The sequence below is a fragment of the Streptomyces flavofungini genome (assembly GCF_041028215.1).
Lineage (GTDB): Bacteria > Actinomycetota > Actinomycetes > Streptomycetales > Streptomycetaceae > Streptomyces > Streptomyces flavofungini_B.
Genome location: NZ_JASKYR010000087.1, coordinates 1 through 16,325, shown reverse-complemented (window position 1 = coordinate 16,325; position 16,325 = coordinate 1). Strand labels below are relative to the sequence as shown.

General features: G+C 72.3%; 10 protein-coding genes and 2 pseudogenes. 4 read left to right on the top strand and 8 right to left on the bottom strand.

Going from position 1 to position 16,325, the window contains the following annotated elements; translation table 11 throughout:
* The 5 genes and pseudogenes from AB8Z36_RS08965 to AB8Z36_RS08945 all read right to left on the bottom strand — a co-directional run.
* The coding region (locus AB8Z36_RS08965) for a hypothetical protein (RefSeq protein ID WP_369212675.1) at window positions 1-193 on the bottom strand (193 nt) is incomplete at its 3' end.
* A gap of 52 nt (window positions 194-245) precedes the next feature.
* On the bottom strand, window positions 246-2,510 hold the full coding sequence (gene glgB / locus AB8Z36_RS08960; RefSeq protein ID WP_440581881.1) for a 1,4-alpha-glucan branching enzyme: 2,265 nt from the start codon (window positions 2,508-2,510) through the stop codon (window positions 246-248).
* Between the two features lie 31 nt (window positions 2,511-2,541).
* Window positions 2,542-3,870, bottom strand: a pseudogene (locus AB8Z36_RS08955) (maltokinase N-terminal cap-like domain-containing protein); the annotation flags it as partial.
* Window positions 3,871-3,885: 15 nt separating this feature from the next.
* Window positions 3,886-5,613 carry a maltose alpha-D-glucosyltransferase gene (treS, locus tag AB8Z36_RS08950; RefSeq protein WP_369212674.1) on the bottom strand — a complete coding sequence of 576 codons (1,728 nt, stop codon included), beginning with the start codon at window positions 5,611-5,613 and terminating at the stop codon, window positions 3,886-3,888.
* The gene (locus tag AB8Z36_RS08945) at window positions 5,600-8,131 is read right to left on the bottom strand and encodes a maltotransferase domain-containing protein (protein ID WP_369212673.1); all 2,532 of its coding nucleotides are present in this window, start codon (window positions 8,129-8,131) and stop codon (window positions 5,600-5,602) included. Before AB8Z36_RS08945 ends, treS begins: the two co-directional genes overlap by 14 nt.
* 248 nt (window positions 8,132-8,379) lie before the next feature.
* Here AB8Z36_RS08945 and AB8Z36_RS08940 point away from each other — a divergent pair, with 248 nt between their 5' ends.
* The 3 genes from AB8Z36_RS08940 to AB8Z36_RS08930 all read left to right on the top strand — a co-directional run bounded on the left by AB8Z36_RS08940 (window position 8,380) and on the right by AB8Z36_RS08930 (window position 12,233).
* Window positions 8,380-8,970: a pep a2 gene (locus AB8Z36_RS08940; protein WP_369212672.1), complete on the top strand. Its 591-nt coding sequence runs from the start codon at window positions 8,380-8,382 to the stop codon at window positions 8,968-8,970.
* A gap of 127 nt (window positions 8,971-9,097) precedes the next feature.
* Entirely contained in the window at window positions 9,098-11,254 is a 2,157-nt protein-coding gene (gene glgX / locus AB8Z36_RS08935) for a glycogen debranching protein GlgX (protein ID WP_369212671.1), read from the top strand.
* A 106-nt stretch (window positions 11,255-11,360) separates the two neighbouring features.
* Complete coding sequence (locus tag AB8Z36_RS08930; RefSeq protein WP_369212670.1) at window positions 11,361-12,233, top strand: VOC family protein; 873 nt, start codon at window positions 11,361-11,363, stop codon at window positions 12,231-12,233.
* A gap of 55 nt (window positions 12,234-12,288) precedes the next feature.
* Here the strand turns inward: AB8Z36_RS08930 and AB8Z36_RS08925 are convergent.
* The 3 genes and pseudogenes from AB8Z36_RS08925 to AB8Z36_RS08915 form a co-directional block, all read right to left on the bottom strand.
* Window positions 12,289-13,920 (bottom strand): annotated as a pseudogene (locus AB8Z36_RS08925) (phytoene desaturase family protein).
* A 15-nt stretch (window positions 13,921-13,935) separates the two neighbouring features.
* A complete protein-coding gene (locus AB8Z36_RS08920) occupies window positions 13,936-14,403 on the bottom strand; it encodes an SRPBCC family protein (RefSeq protein WP_369212669.1) in 468 nt (155 codons plus the stop codon).
* A gap of 86 nt (window positions 14,404-14,489) precedes the next feature.
* On the bottom strand, window positions 14,490-15,386 hold the full coding sequence (locus AB8Z36_RS08915) for an SDR family oxidoreductase (RefSeq protein ID WP_369212668.1): 897 nt from the start codon (window positions 15,384-15,386) through the stop codon (window positions 14,490-14,492).
* A gap of 429 nt (window positions 15,387-15,815) precedes the next feature.
* Here AB8Z36_RS08915 and AB8Z36_RS08910 point away from each other — a divergent pair.
* A partial coding sequence (locus tag AB8Z36_RS08910; protein ID WP_440581880.1) for a carbonic anhydrase occupies window positions 15,816-16,325 on the top strand: 510 nt, incomplete at its 3' end.

Sequence of the window (16,325 nt, the reverse complement as noted above, 5' to 3'; positions counted from 1 at the left end):
CCCCCTCGGCGCGACGCGTACCGGCACCACCGCAGAGGAGCAGCACGGGGGCGAGAGCCTCGCGGAACGGCTCTCCGAGGAGCGGCCCGACCCCGCGCTCCGCGTGCCAGACCCGGTCACGGAGGACGAGGACGACGGCGTCGGCGACACGCCCGCAGGACGCCGCCGAGCACGACATGATCGGCGAGGACATGGGCGTCGAGGCGGACGAGGCGGCCCCGTAGGACCGCCGCGACCGCCGGGGCTCACTCCGGGCGCAGCCAGACCGTGGCCAGGGGCGGCAGGGTCAGCCGGAGCCGGGCCGGGCGGCCGTGGGCGGGTCCGGCCTCGGGCGTCAGCGGGCCGGGGTTGCGGACGTCGCCGCCGCCGTACTCCGCCGCGTCGGTGTTGAGCACCTCGCGCCAGACGGTGTCCGCGCCGGGCACACCGAGCACGTAGTCGTGGCGGACGACCGGCGCGAAGTGGGACACGGCGAGCAGCGGTGTGCCGTCCGCCGCGTACCGCAGGAAGGCCAGGACGTTGTCCTCGGCGGCGTCCGTCACGATCCAGGAGAACCCGGCCGGGTCGGTGTCCCGCTCCCAGAGGGCGGGGGCGTCGCGGTACCGGTGGTTGAGGTCGCGCACCAGGCGCCGCACACCGTCGTGGTCCGCCCGCGCCGGGTAGGCCGGGTCGAGCAGCCCCCAGTCGAGTCCCCGCTCCTGTGACCACTCACCGCCCTGGGCGAACTCCTGTCCCATGAAGAGGAGCTGCTTGCCGGGGTGGGCCCACATGAAGCCGAGGTAGGCGCGGTGGTTGGCCCGCCGCCGCCACCAGTCGCCTGGCATCTTGGAGACCAGCGACTGCTTGCCGTGGACGACCTCGTCGTGCGACAGGGGCAGGACGTAGTTCTCGCTGTAGGCGTACACCATCGAGAACGTCATCTCGTTGTGGTGGTACACGCGGTGCACGGGGTCCCGCTTGATGTACTCAAGTGAGTCGTGCGACCAGCCCATGTTCCACTTCAGGCCGAAGCCGAGACCGCCGTGGCCGTCGGGCCCGACGTCATGGGTGGCCCGGGTGACGCCGTTCCACGCCGTCGACTCCTCGGCGATCGTGACGACGCCGGGGCAGCGGCGGTAGACGGTGGCGTTCATCTCCTGGAGGAAGGCCACCGCGTCGAGGTTCTCCCGGCCGCCGTGCTCGTTGGGGGCCCACTGGCCTTCCTCGCGGGAGTAGTCGAGGTAGAGCATGGAGGCCACGGCGTCCACCCGCAGGCCGTCGATGTGGAACTCCTCGCACCAGTACGTGGCGTTGGCCACCAGGAAGTTGCGCACCTCCTTGCGGCCGTAGTCGAAGGTGAGGGTGCCCCAGTCGGGGTGTTCGGCGCGCCGGGGGTCCCCCGGCTCGTAGAGGTGCTCGCCGTCGAAGGCCGCGAGCGCCCAGTCGTCCTTCGGGAAGTGGGCGGGCACCCAGTCGAGGAGCACACCGACACCGGCCTGGTGCAGCCGGTCGACCAGGTAGCGGAAGTCGTCGGGGGTGCCCATGCGGGAGGTGGGCGCGTAGAAGCCGGTGACCTGGTAGCCCCAGGAACCGCTGAAGGGGAACTCCGCGACGGGCATCAGCTCGACATGGGTGAAGCCCGCGTCGGTGACATAGGCGGTGAGCTCGTCCGCGAGCTGACGGTAGGTCAGGCCGGGTCGCCAGGACGGCAGATGGACCTCGTAGACGGAGAAGGGCGCCTGGCACACCGGGCGGTCCGCGCGGTGGGTCATCCAGGCGTCGTCGGCCCACGCGTAGGCGGACTCGGTGACGACGGACGCGGTCGCGGGCGGCACCTCGGCCGCGCGGGCCATCGGGTCGGCGCGCAGGGTGTGCGTACCGTCGGGGCGGGTGATGTCGAACTTGTAGACCGTCCCGGCACCGAGGCCGGGCACGAACAGCTCCCACACGCCGCTGGAGCCGAGCGAGCGCATGGGGTGGGCCGTCCCGTCCCAGCAGCTGAAGTCGCCGCAGACACGGACACCTCTGGCGTGCGGCGCCCAGACGGTGAAGCGGGTGCCCCGCACACCCTGGTGGGTCATGGGGTGTGCGCCGAGCGCCTGCCAGAGCTGCTCGTGGCGGCCCTCGCCGATCAGGTGCAGGTCGTATGCGCCGAGGGCGGGCAGAAATCGGTAGGGGTCGTGGTATTCGGTCTCCGGGCCGTCGTAGGTGACGCCGAGCCGGTACGCGGGGACGGTGCTGTCGGCGGCGCCCTCGCACGGCAGGACCGCGGAGAAGAAGCCGTCACCCATGGCGTTCAGCGGGACGCGCCGCTCGCCGGTGATGAGGGTGACCTCCCGGGCATACGGGCGCAGGACCGTGAAGGCCACCGCACCGCCGGGGAGCGGGTGGGCGCCGAGGACGGCATGCGGGTCGTGGTGGGTGCCCGACAGGAGCCGGCGCCGGTCCTCCTCGTCGAGGGGCGCGGCCGGTGCCCCGGGGGCGCGGTCGCCGTGCCCGGCGGCGGGCCGGGCGGCCGCGGGGGCGCGCAGGACGGCCGCGGGGCCGGTGGCGGCTCTCCTCTGCGAGGCGGGCGATCGCCGCCATCGGGACCGGCAGCCAGTCGGGCCGGTGTCTGGCCTCGTACAGCGCTTCGTAGACCGCCCGGTCCGTCTCGTAGGCCCGGAGCAGTTCGCCTTCGGTACGCGGGTCCCACGTCGCCTCCGCGGCGTAGCCCGCGCAGTACGCCTCGCGGCAGCGGCTCACCCACGAGGAGCGGCGCGGGTGGTGGGTGTGGGCCGCGTAGTCGAAGGAGCGGAGCATGCCCGCCACGTCGCGCACCGGGGTCTGGGCGTTGCGCCGCTCCGCGAGCGGCCTGGCCGGTTCGCCCTCGAAGTCGATGACGAACCACCGGTCCCCGGCCCTGAGCACCTGGCCGAGGTGGAGATCGCCGTGGATGCGCTGGGCGGGGCGCCCGAGGCCGCGCGCCGCCACGGCCGCGTAGGCGGCCCGCAGCCGGGAGACATGGGGGACGAGTCCCGGCAGCTGGCGGGCCGCGGTCTCCAGGCGCCCGGTCATGGCCGCGGCGAGCCGGGCGCCGCCCCGCGGGTCCGGGGGCTCGGTCGGGAAGGCACCGGCGAGCGCCAGATGCACCTCGGCGGTGGCGCGCCCCAGCTCATGGCACTCCTCGGCGAAGTCGGCGCCGGAGGCCAGCGACTGGAGCGCGAGGGTCCAGCCGTCGGTCGCCTCGCGCAGGAACGGCTGGAGCACCCCGAGCGTCATCTTGCGGGGTTCGGTGGTCCAGAACCAGGCCACCGGCGCGGGCACCCGGGCGCAGCCGCCGCCCGCGAGCGCGCGCGGCACCTCGAGGTCGGGGTTGATGCCGTACTGGATGCGGCGGAACAGCTTCAGGATGTACGCGTCGCCGTACACCAGGGAGGTGTTGGACTGCTCGCCGTCCAGGAGCCGGGGCGGCAGTCCCTCGGGCACCACGCTGCGCGCGTCCCGCTCGAAGCGGAGTGGGCCGGTGGCGCCGGGGACCCGCAGGCGTTCCAGGAGCAGCCCGGCCGACCAGGGGTCGAGGAGGGCGTCGTACACGGTGAGTCCGGCGAGCGGGCCCGCGTCCGGCCTGCCGATGACGGCGTGGTGGAGCCGGGCGGGCAGGTGTTCGCGGACCCCGATGATGAGCTGGTAGGTGTCGTCGGGCCGTCCGGCGTGCCCGGTGCGGATCAGCAGGTGCAGGCACCCCGGGTGCAGTTCGGTCGTCGAGAGGACGGAGAGGTCCGTCACCGGTCTGCCCTTGCCCGCGAACCAGCGCTGCCCCGGCAGCCACGCGCGGAGGAGTCCGGCCAGCGAGGTCAGCAGCTGCGGAGGGCTGAGGCTGCTGGGTGACTGCGATGCGGTCTGCAGCATGCGCGACAGGTCCCTTCAGAAGTGCACCGCGGGCGCGGTCGGACGACGTGGCCGGTCGGACAGGCGGAACCAGTAGAAGCCGTGGCCCGCGAGGGTCAGGAGGTAGGGCAGCTCGCCGATGGCGGGGAAGCGCACCCCGCCGACCAGCTCCACCGGGTGGCGTCCCGCGTAGGCCCGCAGGTCCAGCTCCGTGGGCTGGGCGAAGCGGGAGAAATTGGACACGCAGAGCGCCAGGTCGTCCCCGTACTCGCGGAGGTAGGCGAGGACGGCGGGGTTGGAGGAGGGGAGTTCGGTGTAGCTGCCGAGGCCGAAGGCGGGGTTCTGTTTGCGGATCTCGATCATCCTGCGGGTCCAGTGCAGGAGGGAGGAGGGCGAGGACATGGAGGCCTCGACGTTGGTGACCTGGTAGCCGTAGACCGGGTCCATGATCGTGGGGAGGTAGAGGCGKCCGGGGTCGCAGGAGGAGAAGCCCGCGTTGCGGTCGGGGGTCCACTGCATGGGGGTGCGGACSGCGTCGCGGTCGCCGAGCCAGATGTTGTCGCCCATGCCGATCTCGTCGCCGTAGTACAGGATCGGCGAGCCGGGCAGGGAGAGCAGCAGGGCGGTGAAGAGTTCGATCTGGTTGCGGTCGTTGTCCAGGAGCGGGGCCAGGCGGCGGCGGATGCCGATGTTGGCGCGCATGCGCGGGTCCTTGGCGTATTCCGCGTACATGTAGTCGCGCTCCTCGTCGGTGACCATTTCCAGGGTCAGCTCGTCGTGGTTGCGCAGGAAGATGCCCCACTGGCAGCCCGCCGGGATRGCCGGGGTCTTGGCCAGGATCTCCGAGACGGGATAGCGCGATTCGCGGCGCACGGCCATGAAGATGCGCGGCATGACGGGGAAGTGGAACGCCATGTGGCATTCGTCGCCGCCGTTCTCGAACTCCCCGAAATAGTCCACAACGTCCTCGGGCCACTGATTGGCCTCCGCCAGGAGCACGGTGTCCGGATAATGCGCGTCGATCTCCGCGCGGACCCGCTTGAGAAAGGCGTGGGAGCGCGGCAGGTTCTCGCAGTTGGTGCCCTCCTCGGCGAAGAGGTAGGGCACGGCGTCCAGGCGGAAGCCGTCGATGCCGAGGTCGAGCCAGAACCGCAGGGCGGAGATGATCTCTTCCTGGACGGCCGGGTTCTCGTAGTTCAGGTCCGGCTGGTGGGAGAAGAAGCGGTGCCAGAAGTACTGCTTGCGGACCGGGTCGAAGGTCCAGTTGGAGGCCTCGGTGTCGACGAAGATGATGCGGGCGTCGCTGTACTGCTTGTCGTCGTCGGCCCAGACGTAGTAGTCGCCGTACGGCCCYTCGGGGTCGGTGCGGGAGGCCTGGAACCACGGGTGCTGGTCACTGGTGTGGTTCATGACGAAGTCGATGATGACGCGCATCCCGCGCTGGTGGGCGCTGTCCACGAACTCCACGAAGTCGGCCAGGTCACCGAATTCCGGCAGCACCGCCGTGTAGTTCGAGACGTCGTAACCGCCGTCCTTCAGCGGCGAATCGAAGAACGGCGGCAGCCACAGGCAGTCCACGCCGAGCCACTGGAGGTAGTCCAGTTTGGCGGTGATGCCCTTCAGATCCCCGACGCCGTCGCCGTTGCTGTCCTGGAAGGAGCGGACGAGGACTTCGTAGAACACCGCCCGTTTGAACCAGTCGGGGTCGCGGTCCTTGCTCGGGGTGTCCTCGAACGTGTCCTGGACGGGCTCATTGACCATCATCTGCGGGTGACCCTCCGATCGTCGGGCGGCCGGCCGGCTCCGCCGGTCCGTCCAGTGCCTCGCACCGCTGCACGGTCAGCACGTGCGCGCCGCCCGGGCCGAGGCGCACGTAGTTCTCCCTGCCCCAGTGGTAGGTCTCGCCGGTCAGCTCGTCGCGCACCGGCACCGTCTCGTGCCAGTCGAGGCCGAGTTCCGGCATGTCCAGCGAGACCGTCGTCTCCTGGGTGTGGTGCGGATCGAGGTTGACGGCCACCACGACGACGTCCTCGCCCGCACGCTTGCTGTAAATGATCAACTGGTCGTTGTCCGCCCGGTGGAACCGGAGGTTCCTGAGCAGGTGCAGGGCGCGGTGGCGGCGCCGCACTCCGTTGAGCGTGGTGATCAGGGGCGCGATGGAGTAGCCCTCGCGCTCGGCCGCCGCCCAGTCGCGCGGGCGCAGCTCGTACTTCTCGGAGTTGAGGTACTCCTCGCTGCCCGCCCGCACCGGGGTGTTCTCGCACAGCTCGAACCCTGAGTAGATCCCCCAGGTGGGTGAGAGCGTCGCGGCGAGCACCGCCCGCGCCTCGAACGCGGCACGCCCGCCCTCCTGGAGGTAGCCGGGCAGGATGTCCGGGGTGTTGGCGAAGAGGTTGGGCCGCAGACAGGCGGCGCTCTCCACGCTGAGGTCGGTCAGGCACTCGGTGAGTTCCCGCTTGGTGTCGCGCCAGGTGAAGTAGGTGTACGACTGCTGGAACCCGGCCGCGGCCAGGGCCCGCATCACCGCGGGCCGGGTGAAGGCCTCGGCGAGGAAGATGACATCGGGGTCGGTGGCGTTGATCCGTGCGATCACCTGCTCCCAGAACACGACGGGCTTGGTGTGCGGATTGTCGACGCGGAAGATCCGCACCCCGTGCCCCATCCAGAACCGCAGCAGCCGCTCGGTCTCCGCGATCAGTCCCGGCAGGTCCCGGCTGAAGTCGATCGGGTAGATGTCCTGGTACTTCTTCGGCGGGTTCTCGGCGTAGGCGATGCTCCCGTCCGCCCGGTGGTGGAACCACTCCGGGTGCTCCTCCACCCACGGGTGGTCCGGCGAGCACTGGAGGGCGAAGTCCAGGGCGACTTCGAGACCCAGCTCCCCCGCCCGGCGCACGAAGGCGGCGAAGTCCTCGACCGTGCCCAGGTCGGGGTGGACGGCGTCGTGGCCGCCCTCGGCCGAACCGATCGCCCAGGGCACGCCGACGTCACGCGGCCCGGCGGTGAGGGAGTTGTTCGGGCCCTTGCGGTGCGTACCGCCGATCGGGTGGATCGGCGGCAGATACACCACGTCGAAGCCCATCTCCGCGATGGCGGGCAGCCGCCCGGCCGCCGTGCGGAAGGTACCGGAGACGGGCGCGGCCCCCTCGCGGACCACCGCACCCTCCGAGCGCGGGAAGAACTCGTACCAGGAACCGAAGAGAGCCCGGCGCCGCTCCACGAGCAGGGGCAGGGCGTCCGAGCGGGTGACCCGCTCCCGCAGCGGGTGCCGTGCCAGGACCGCCCGCACTTCCGGGGCGAGAGCCGCCGCCAAGCGGGCCGCGGGCGTGCGCAGCCCGTCCCGCAGGGCCTTCGCCGCGGCACGGACGACCCGGCGGTCCGTGCCGTCGGGCACCCCGCGCGCGGCGCGCTCGTACAGCAGCGCCCCCTCTTCGAGGGTGACCCCGGTGTCGGCACCGGCAGGGATCTTGACCTCGGCGGCGCGGCGCCAGCCGGTCACCGGGTCCGCCCACGCCTCCACGGCGTACGTCCAGCGGCCCTCGGCGTCCGGGGTCACATCGGCGCCCCAGCGGTCGGTGCCGGGGGCCAGTTCGCGCATCGGGAGCCAGGGCCCCGGCCGTCCGTCGGGGCCGAGCAGCACGATGTTCGCCCCGACCGCCTCGTGGCCCTCCCCGAAGACCGTGGCCGTCACCTGGAAGGTCTCCCCCGGCACGGCCTTGGCGGGGCGGCGGCCGCCCTCGACCACCGGCCGCACGTCCCTGACGGGGACGTCCAGGGTGACGGGGCGCTCCGCGGGGCCGGGCGGCACGGTCCGCGCGGCGGGGCGCTGCCGGACGGCTGGCTTCGCCGCGGAGCGCTTCGGCGCGGGGGTCCTCGACCGGTCCGGCCCCGGCTCCGGCGCGGGTGGGGGCGGCTTCGGCCGGGTGGTACTCCGCTCGGGGGCAGAGGTCGTCGGCCGGGCGGCGCTCTTCTGCGGAGCCTGGGTCATCGATCTCTCCTCTGCCAGGATCTGGCGTTCGGGGCGCGGACTGCCGCCATACGGGGTCGACGGCCACCGGCCGCCGGTCACTCGCCGACGGCGCGACGGCCGCAGGCCCAGGTAGGACTCGGCCGTGTCCGCGGCGACCCGGGCCGTGCACTCACCCATCAGCACACACAGCGTGTACGCCGTGTTCTCGAAGCGCATCCGCACGCCGCGGTCGGCCGGATCGGCGAGGAGCAGCCGTTCCCACGCCCGGTAGGTGCCCAGGTGCCGCGCGACCTCGGCCTTGGCAGGCAACAGCATCCGTTGCGCACCTTCCAGTGGGACCGGCGTGCCCGCCGGCCAACGCTTGTGCACCCATAGTGCACGGGGGGACACGAAGCGTCCTGTTGGATCTTCAACGATCCCGGGAGTGGCTCGTGTTGCACGAATGGAGCAGTGCGCCCACTCTGATGGTGACTCAGAAGCGTTCGACGCTCACGCTTCGTGCTCGGGGTGTCGGCTCACCGAGCCGCTGGTACCGGTAGCTTCGCTGAAGGGAGCCATGAGCGATGAAAAGGTCAATCCCCTGCTACTACCACCTTGAGGTGGAGATCACCCCGGAGAGGATCGAGCAGGTCAGGCGCATTCTGGCCGCCCATCTCCGGCACTGGGGGCTGGGGACGCTCGTCGAACCGGTGAGTCACTGCGCCGGTGTGCTGCTGCGGGCGGTCGTGGAACACGGGAGGGACAAGAACACCGCCGTCGAGCTGTGGTGGAACAGGCACCACCTCATCACCGCCGTGTCCGACAACGAACGCGATCTGCCCGGCCCGCACTACGGCCCGCGCGGGTGCCTGGCGCAGATCGCCGCACTGAGCGACGGCTGGGGGAACTACCCCGGGACCGACGGCAAGATCATCTGGTTCTCGCACCGCGCCCGTTCCGCCGAACGGGCGCCCCTCGCGCCCTTCACGCCCACACCCGGCCTGCGGACGGCCCTGCGCGTCCCGCGCGAGGCGCCCGCCCCCGCTCCGGTGGAACCGCTGGTCGCCGCCGCGCTTCCGGGCGCCCACATCCGGCGGCCCGACGGATCGTGCCCCAGGATGGTGGAACGATCCTCAGCGCCGGATCCGGGGCCACGCACCGCGCCCGCCGTGTGAACGTCACGCTCACCCGGCGGCGCGTCAGGGCCGCGGCGTCCCGCTGAGGAGGCCGCGGCCCTTCGGCGTCCCGACGCCGGGCGCGCGACTCACACTCGGACCACGCTCATCCGTACGGAGGCAGCGCGTGCGCACCTGGACCGGACGCCCCTTTCCGCTGGGCGCCACCTACGACGGCGAGGGCACCAACTTCGCCCTCTTCAGCGAGGTCGCCGACCGTGTCGACCTCGTGCTCGTCGACGAGGACGGCACCCACCGCGAGATCACCCTCACCGAGGTCGACGGCTTCATCTGGCACGGCTACCTCCCCGGTACCGGCCCCGGACAGCGCTACGGCTACCGGGTGCACGGCCCCTGGGACCCCGCCGCGGGCCACCGCTGCAACCCCGCCAAGCTGCTCCTGGACCCCTACGCGAGGGCGTTCGAGGGCCAGGTGGACAACCACCCCTCCCTCTACGAGCGCGCCCGGCAGGGACCCGACCCGGCCGACAGCGCCGCGCACACCATGCTCTCGGTGGTGACCGACCCGGCCTTCGACTGGGAGGGGGACGCGCCACCCAGACAGCGGTACGCCGACACCGTGATCTACGAGGCCCATGTGCGGGGCCTGACGCGCAGGCACCCGGGGGTCCCCGCCGAGCTGCGCGGCACCTACGCGGGGCTCGCCACCGAACCGGTCATCGACCATCTGCTCTCCCTCGGGGTGACCGCCGTCGAGCTGATGCCGGTGCACCAGTTCGCCCAGGACGGCTTCCTGCTCGACCGGGGCCTCTCCAACTACTGGGGCTACACCTCCATCGGCTTCTTCGCCCCGCACAACGCCTACGCGGTCCGCGGCGCGCGCGGCGCTCAGGTGACCGAGTTCAAATCGATGGTCAAGAAGCTGCACGCGGCCGGTCTCGAGGTGATCCTCGACGTGGTCTACAACCACACCGCCGAGGGCAACGAGAACGGCCCGACACTGGCCTTCCGCGGCATCGACAACGCCTCGTACTACCGGCTCGCCGAGGACGACCCGGCCCACTACTTCGACACCACCGGCACCGGCAACAGCCTGCTGATGCGGCACCCCAACGTCCTCCAGCTCGTCATGGACTCGCTGCGGTACTGGGTCACGGAGATGCACGTCGACGGCTTCCGCTTCGACCTGGCCGCCACCCTCGCCCGCCAGTTCCACGACGTGGACCGGCTCTCGGCCTTCTTCGACATGGTCCAGCAGGACCCGGTGGTCGGCCGGGTGAAACTCATCGCCGAGCCGTGGGACGTCGGCGAGGGCGGCTACCAGGTCGGCAACTTCCCGCCGCTGTGGTCGGAGTGGAACGGCAAGTACCGGGACTCGGTGCGTGACTTCTGGCGGGGCGAGGAGCACTCGCTCGCGGAGTTCGCCTCACGGCTCACCGGCTCCGCCGACCTGTACCAGCACGACCGGCGACGGCCGCGGGCCAGCGTCAACTTCGTGACCGCGCACGACGGCTTCACCCTGCGGGACCTGGTCTCGTACAACGACAAGCACAACGAGGCCAACGGCGAGGACAACCGGGACGGCGAGAGCCACAACCGCTCCTGGAACTGCGGCGCGGAGGGCCCCACCGACGACGAGGGCGTCCTGGAGCTGCGGAGCCGGCAGCAGCGCAACTTCCTCGCCACCCTGCTGCTCTCCCAGGGCATCCCGATGATCGCCCACGGCGACGAGCTCGGCCGCACGCAGCGGGGCAACAACAACGCCTACTGCCAGGACAACGAGCTGACCTGGGTCAACTGGGACCTCGACCACGAACAGCGCGACCTGGTCGCCTTCACCCGCCGCTGCATCTCCCTGCGCGCCGCCCACCCGGTGCTGCGCAGACGCCGCTTCTTCCGCGGCGACACGGTGACCCACGAGGGCCAGCCGCTCGCGGACCTGGTGTGGCTGCGGCCGGACGCGCGGGAGATGACGGAGGACGACTGGCGGCGGGCGGACGCGCACTCCGTCGGCGCCTTCCTCAACGGTGACGCGATCGCGGAGCCGGACGCCCAGGGCAGGCCCGTGGTGGACGACTCCTTTCTGCTGCTGTTGAACAGCTTCCGGGAGCCGCTCGTCTTCCGGCTGCCGGACCCCGCGTACGGTGAGCGGTGGATGACACGGATCGACACCTCCGACCCCCAGGGCCTTGCGGACGAGACCGAACACAAGGCGGGCGGCGAGGTCGCCGTCGGGGCACACAGTCTGCTCCTGCTCTCCCGGCCCGCCATGACCGTGAGCGGCACCGCGCGACAACCGCGCCCGGACGACGACGCCCCCTGAGGCTCCGGGTACGCCATCCGCGGGATGTCTTGGGCCCTGCGGGCCCGCACAGCACAGGTGCCCGGGCAGTTCTTGCGGGTGCCTCGAAATCCAGGACGGGTTGCACATGCACCACGACGACAGGAAGACACCGGGCCGGGAGAGCACGGCGGTCGCGGGCGAGGGTGCCCGCCCCGCCAGGCGGACCGGGTCCGTACTGAGTGAGTCAGCGGTCGGGGCTCCCTGCTGGGTCAGCCTGACGGCACGCGACCTCACCACCGCACAAAGGTTCTATGAGGCGGTGATGGGCTGGCAGTTCCGCCCGGCCAAACTCGGCGAGCAGTTCTCGGTCGCCACCGCCGAAGGCGACCCGGTGGCCGGGGTCGGCGCCGTCGCCACCTCGCTCCAGATCGCGGTGGCCTGGACGCCGTACTTCGCCGTGCTCAGCGCGGACGAGACGGTGTCCCGGGTGCGGGAGCGCGGCGGCACGAGCGCGGTGGGCCCGATCCCCTTTCCCAACGGCCGCGCGGCCCTGCTCTCCGACCGGGACGGCGCCGTCTTCGGGATCTGGGAGGGCGAGATCCTCACCAGCTGGCGGAGCGAGTCGCACGCCGCGCCCGCCTGGCTGCGGCTGCGCACCCGCGACGCCTTCGACGCCGCCATCTTCTACGGCGAGGTGCTCGACTGGGCGTGCGGGCGGCCGGAGTGCTGCGAGGTGCGCTACCAGGAGGAGGAGGTGGTCCTCTTCAGCGCGGGCCGCCCGGTGGCCCGGCTCAGCTCCGGCGCCGTCGAGGCCTCCCCCGACCCGGCCGTCCGGCCGCACTGGCAGGCCCACTTCACCGTGCGGGACGTCGAGGCGTGCGTCCGCGCGGCGGCCGCGAACGGCGGGCACGTGGTCGAACAGGACCTCTCCGCGCATCCCCCGACGGCGACGCTGAGCGACCCGGACGGCGCGCTGTTCCGGGTCATCGCCAGGGAGCCGGGGCAGCGGCCCGCGTGAGGCGCCCGGGGCCGGGCCGCCAGGGCCTTTCGTCCGGGTGTCCGGACGAAAGGCCCTACGCGCCGCCCGGCTTCCGGCCCGTCCTGCCCCTGCTGCCGAGCGCGCGCTGGGCGGCGTTCACGACACCGCCGCCGTAGCGGCGCCGGAGGGCGGCCCGTGCGGCGTTGGCGCCGGGCGCCCCGTGCACACCGCCGCCGGGGTGCGCGGAGGCGGAGGCGAGGTAGAGGTGCGGCACCGGGGTCTCGGGGCGGCCCGCTCCCGGCAGCGGCCGGAAGACGAGCTGCTGGTGCATGTTGGTCGTACCGGAGTTGATCGCGCCGCCGCGCAGATTGGCGTTGAGCTCCTCCAGGGTGGGCGGGGCCAGGACGCGCCGTCCGATGATCTTCTCGCGGAAGCCGGGCGCCAGGCGCTCGATCTGCCGCTCCACCCGGTCGGCCATGGCCTCGTTCTCCCGCTTGTCCCACCGGCCGGTGAGCCCGTCGTCGCCCGCGTCGTCCCGGACGCTGTGCGGTACGTGGGTGTAGGCCCAGGCCGATTCGGTGCCCGCCGGGGAGCGCGCGGCGTCCGCGGTGGTCATCTGGCCGACCAGTGAGAAGGGCCGGTCCGGCACGAGGCGCATCGCGATCTGCGCGGCGAACCGCGTCAACTCGTCCACACCGTCGGCCACATGCACCGTCCCGGCCCCCCGGGCGCTCTCCGCCGTCCACGGGATCGGCCCCGACAGGGCCCAGTCCACCTTGAACGTGGCGAAGTCCCACTGGAAGCGGCGCAGGTCCCGCAGCACCTGGTCCGGCAGGTGCGCGGCGTCGATGAGCCGTCCGTACAGGTCGGGGGCGGCCACGTCGGCGAGGACGGCCTTGCGCGCCACCACCCCCTCGCCCCCGRCCTKKMSSRCCCCGACGGCACGGCCGCCGCGCACGACCACCTCGGTGACGCGCTCGCCGCAGCGCAGGCTGCCGCCCTTCCGCTCCAGACGGCTGACCAGGGCGGACGTCAGCGCACCCGAGCCGCCGACCGGCACGGGGAATCCGTAGGTCTGGCCGAGCATGGACATCAGCCAGCCGAAGCCGCCGCTGCCCGCCGCCTCGGGTGCGAGGTCGGCGTGCAGGGCGTTGCCCGCCAGCAGCAGCCTGCCGCCCTCGCCCGCGAACTCCTCCTCGCCCAGCCTGCGGACCGGCAGCACCAGTGAGCGCGCCACCCGCAGCCCGCCGCCCGCCCTGAGCCGCGCGGCCAGGGTGAGCCCGGAGCGCACCGGGGGGAACGGGGTGAACAGGGCCTCGATCAGCGGCTCCCGCAGCCGGTCCCAGATCGCGTACAGGTTGTCCCAGCCCGCCGCGTCGCCCTCGGCGAAGGAGTCGAGGGAGGCGCGGGTGATGTCGCGGTCGCGGCTGAGGACCGCGCAGCGGCCGTCCGTCAGCGGATGGGCGAGCACGTGTTCGGCGTGCGACCAGCGCAGCCCCTCGTGTTCGAGGCCGAGCCCCCGGATGACCGGCGACGCCGCCGCCAGCGGGTAGAAGGCGCTGAACAGGTCGCTGACGTAGTCGGGGTGCACCCCGCGGTCGCTGCGGACGGCGCCGCCCGGCTCGTCCTGCGCCTCCAGGACCTCGACGCTCCATCCGGCGTCGGCCAGCAGGTTCGCCGCCACGAGGCCGTTGGGCCCCGCGCCGATCACCACTGCGTCGGGCATGCGTGCTCCCCTGTCTCAGGTGGTCGTGTGCTGGGCCGAGCGCTCGTGCGGGCTGCCCCGCTCGACGAGCGCCGCGAGACGGCCCAGCATCTTGCGGTGTCGCAGCTGGATGAGGGCGTCGACCGCGGTGTTGTGCACCGCGCCGCCGGGGCCCTGGAGCGGGTGCTCGTCGACGCGGACCAGGGTGTGCTCGCCCCAGGGCTGCACCTCGATGGCGATGCGGGCCGTGCCCAGCGCCCCGCTGTAGGCCTCCAGTTCGAGCCGGTCCGGGCGCTCGATCCGGCGCACCACGGTGTGCCCGGCGAACTCCCAGGGGCCGAGGCGGATCGTGTACTCGATGCGGGAGCCGACCTCCGGCCAGTCGGCGTCGATCGGCCGGGAGTCATGCGTGCCGACCACCCAGTCGGCGTACCGGCGGCCGTCGTCGAGCACCTCCCACACCGCGGCGGGCGGCTTCTTGATCAAGTGGTGGCGTACGGCCACGGAATGCCTCCTCGTCTCGCGCCGGGCCCCTCGGGACCGGCACGTCCACATGTCATGTCCGGCGTCATGTCACGTTCGGCGTCCGGTCACGGCAGCGGTGTGCCGCCCGTGGCGTTCACGATCTCGGCGGTGATGAAGCTCGCGTGCGGGGACGCGAGGAACACATAGGCGGGCGCCATCTCGGCGGGCTGGGCGGGGCGCCCCATCGGCGCCTGCTTGCCGAACTCCTTGGTGTCCGGGAGCGTCGCGGGGATCAGCGGGGTCCACACCGGGCCCGGGGCGACGGCGTTGACCCGGATGCCGTCCTCGACCAGCATCTGTGCGAGCCCCTGGGTGAAGGTGACGATGGCGCCCTTGGTCATCGCGTAGTCCAGGAGGTGCGGGCTCGGCTTGTAGGCCTGCACGGACGTGGTGTTGATGATGGAGCCGCCCGCCGGGATGTGCGGCACCGCCATCTTGGAGAGCCAGAACATCCCGTACAGGTTCGTGTGCAGCACCCGGTCGAACTGCTCGGTGGAGATGTCGGCGATGCCGCCGGGCTGCGACATCTGGTAGGCGGCGTTGTTGATCAGGACGTCGATCCGCCCGAACTCCTCCACCGCGCGCTCCACGAGCCTGCGGCACTGCTCCTCCTCGCGGATGTCGCAGGGCACCGGGATCGCCTTGCGCCCGGCCTCCTCGACCAGACGCGCCGTCTCCCTGGCCTCGCCCGCCTCTTCCGGCAGATGGGTGAAGAGGACGTCCGCGCCCTCCCGCGCGAAGGCGATCGCGACCGCCCTGCCGATGCCGGAGTCACCGCCGGTGAGCACGGCCTTGCGCTCCTTGAGGAGACCGCTGCCCCGGTAGGAGTCCTCGCCGTGGTCCGGCGGCGGGTCCATGGGCCCCGTCCAGCCGGGGGTTTCCTGGTCCTGCTGGGCGAAGTCCGGCCGCGGGTGGCGTGTCGTCGGGTCCTGCTGGTCCGGTGCGCCGGAGCTGTCGTTCATCGGTCGTGGCCTTCCCTCTCGTCGCTTCCACCCTCCGTGCCGCGAGCGGTCGCCGCACGCGGGGAGGTGCCCCGGGTGCCCCCGGCGCGCGGGCGTGAAACGGAAGCGCCCGCGAACGGAATCGGCTCCTGGATTTCACATGATCTCCACGTGAACCCTTGACCAACGGTTGACGCTTGGACTAACTCCCAGTTCAGGGACGCTTATTACTCATTCTTTGGCAAGAATTTGCTCTGGCATCGGAGGTTAATGCGATGGCAAAGTGGAGGACACGGCGGCCGAGCAGGCTGTCTCCAGAGGCAGCCCACAAGCCGCTTCCCGGGGCCGCGCGGAGCCCGCATCCGGGCTCTTCGCGCCACCCTCCCCCACCGTCGACCCGACCACACCGCGTCCCGGCTCCGGCCGCGCAGACGCAGGAGGCAGGCCACCTTGAAGTCACTGATCGACAACGCCCGGTCCTTCGCAGCGACCCATGTCGCGGACCCACGAAACGCCGAGGCCTTCCGGGCCCTGGGCGCGGGGCAGTCCCCCGAAGCCCTCTTCATCACGTGTTCCGACTCGCGCGTCGTCCCTTCCCTGATCACCGGCGCACGCCCGGGCGAGCTGTTCGAACTCCGCACGGCGGGCAACGTCGTGCCCCCCTATCCCGCGGTCGGCCGCGCCGAGCGCGCGGGCCACCCGATGAGTGAGGCGGCCACCATCGAGTACGCGGTCTGCGTGCTCGGCGTCCGCGACATCATCGTCTGCGGGCACTCGCACTGCGGCGCGGTGGGCGCCCTGGTGCGGGGCGAGGACCTGTCGGCCGTGCCCGCCGTCCGCGACTGGCTGGAGCACTCCGTGGCCCCGGACGACGCCCTGCGCTCCCTCACCCCGGCCTCGGCGGACGTCGCGGAGGCCGTGCAGGAGCACGTGCTCGCCCAGGTGGCACGCGTGCGGGCC

What these genes read in the sequence shown, in the direction of transcription:
- AB8Z36_RS08945 (WP_369212673.1), bottom strand. Translation starts at nt 8,131, where the DNA reads ATGCTGTTGCCTGCCAAGGCCGAGGTCGCGCGGCACCTGGGCACCTAC.
- AB8Z36_RS08940 (WP_369212672.1), top strand. Translation starts at nt 8,380, where the DNA reads ATGAAAAGGTCAATCCCCTGCTACTACCACCTTGAGGTGGAGATCACC.
- AB8Z36_RS08930 (WP_369212670.1), top strand. Translation starts at nt 11,361, where the DNA reads ATGCACCACGACGACAGGAAGACACCGGGCCGGGAGAGCACGGCGGTC.
- AB8Z36_RS08915 (WP_369212668.1), bottom strand. Translation starts at nt 15,386, where the DNA reads ATGAACGACAGCTCCGGCGCACCGGACCAGCAGGACCCGACGACACGC.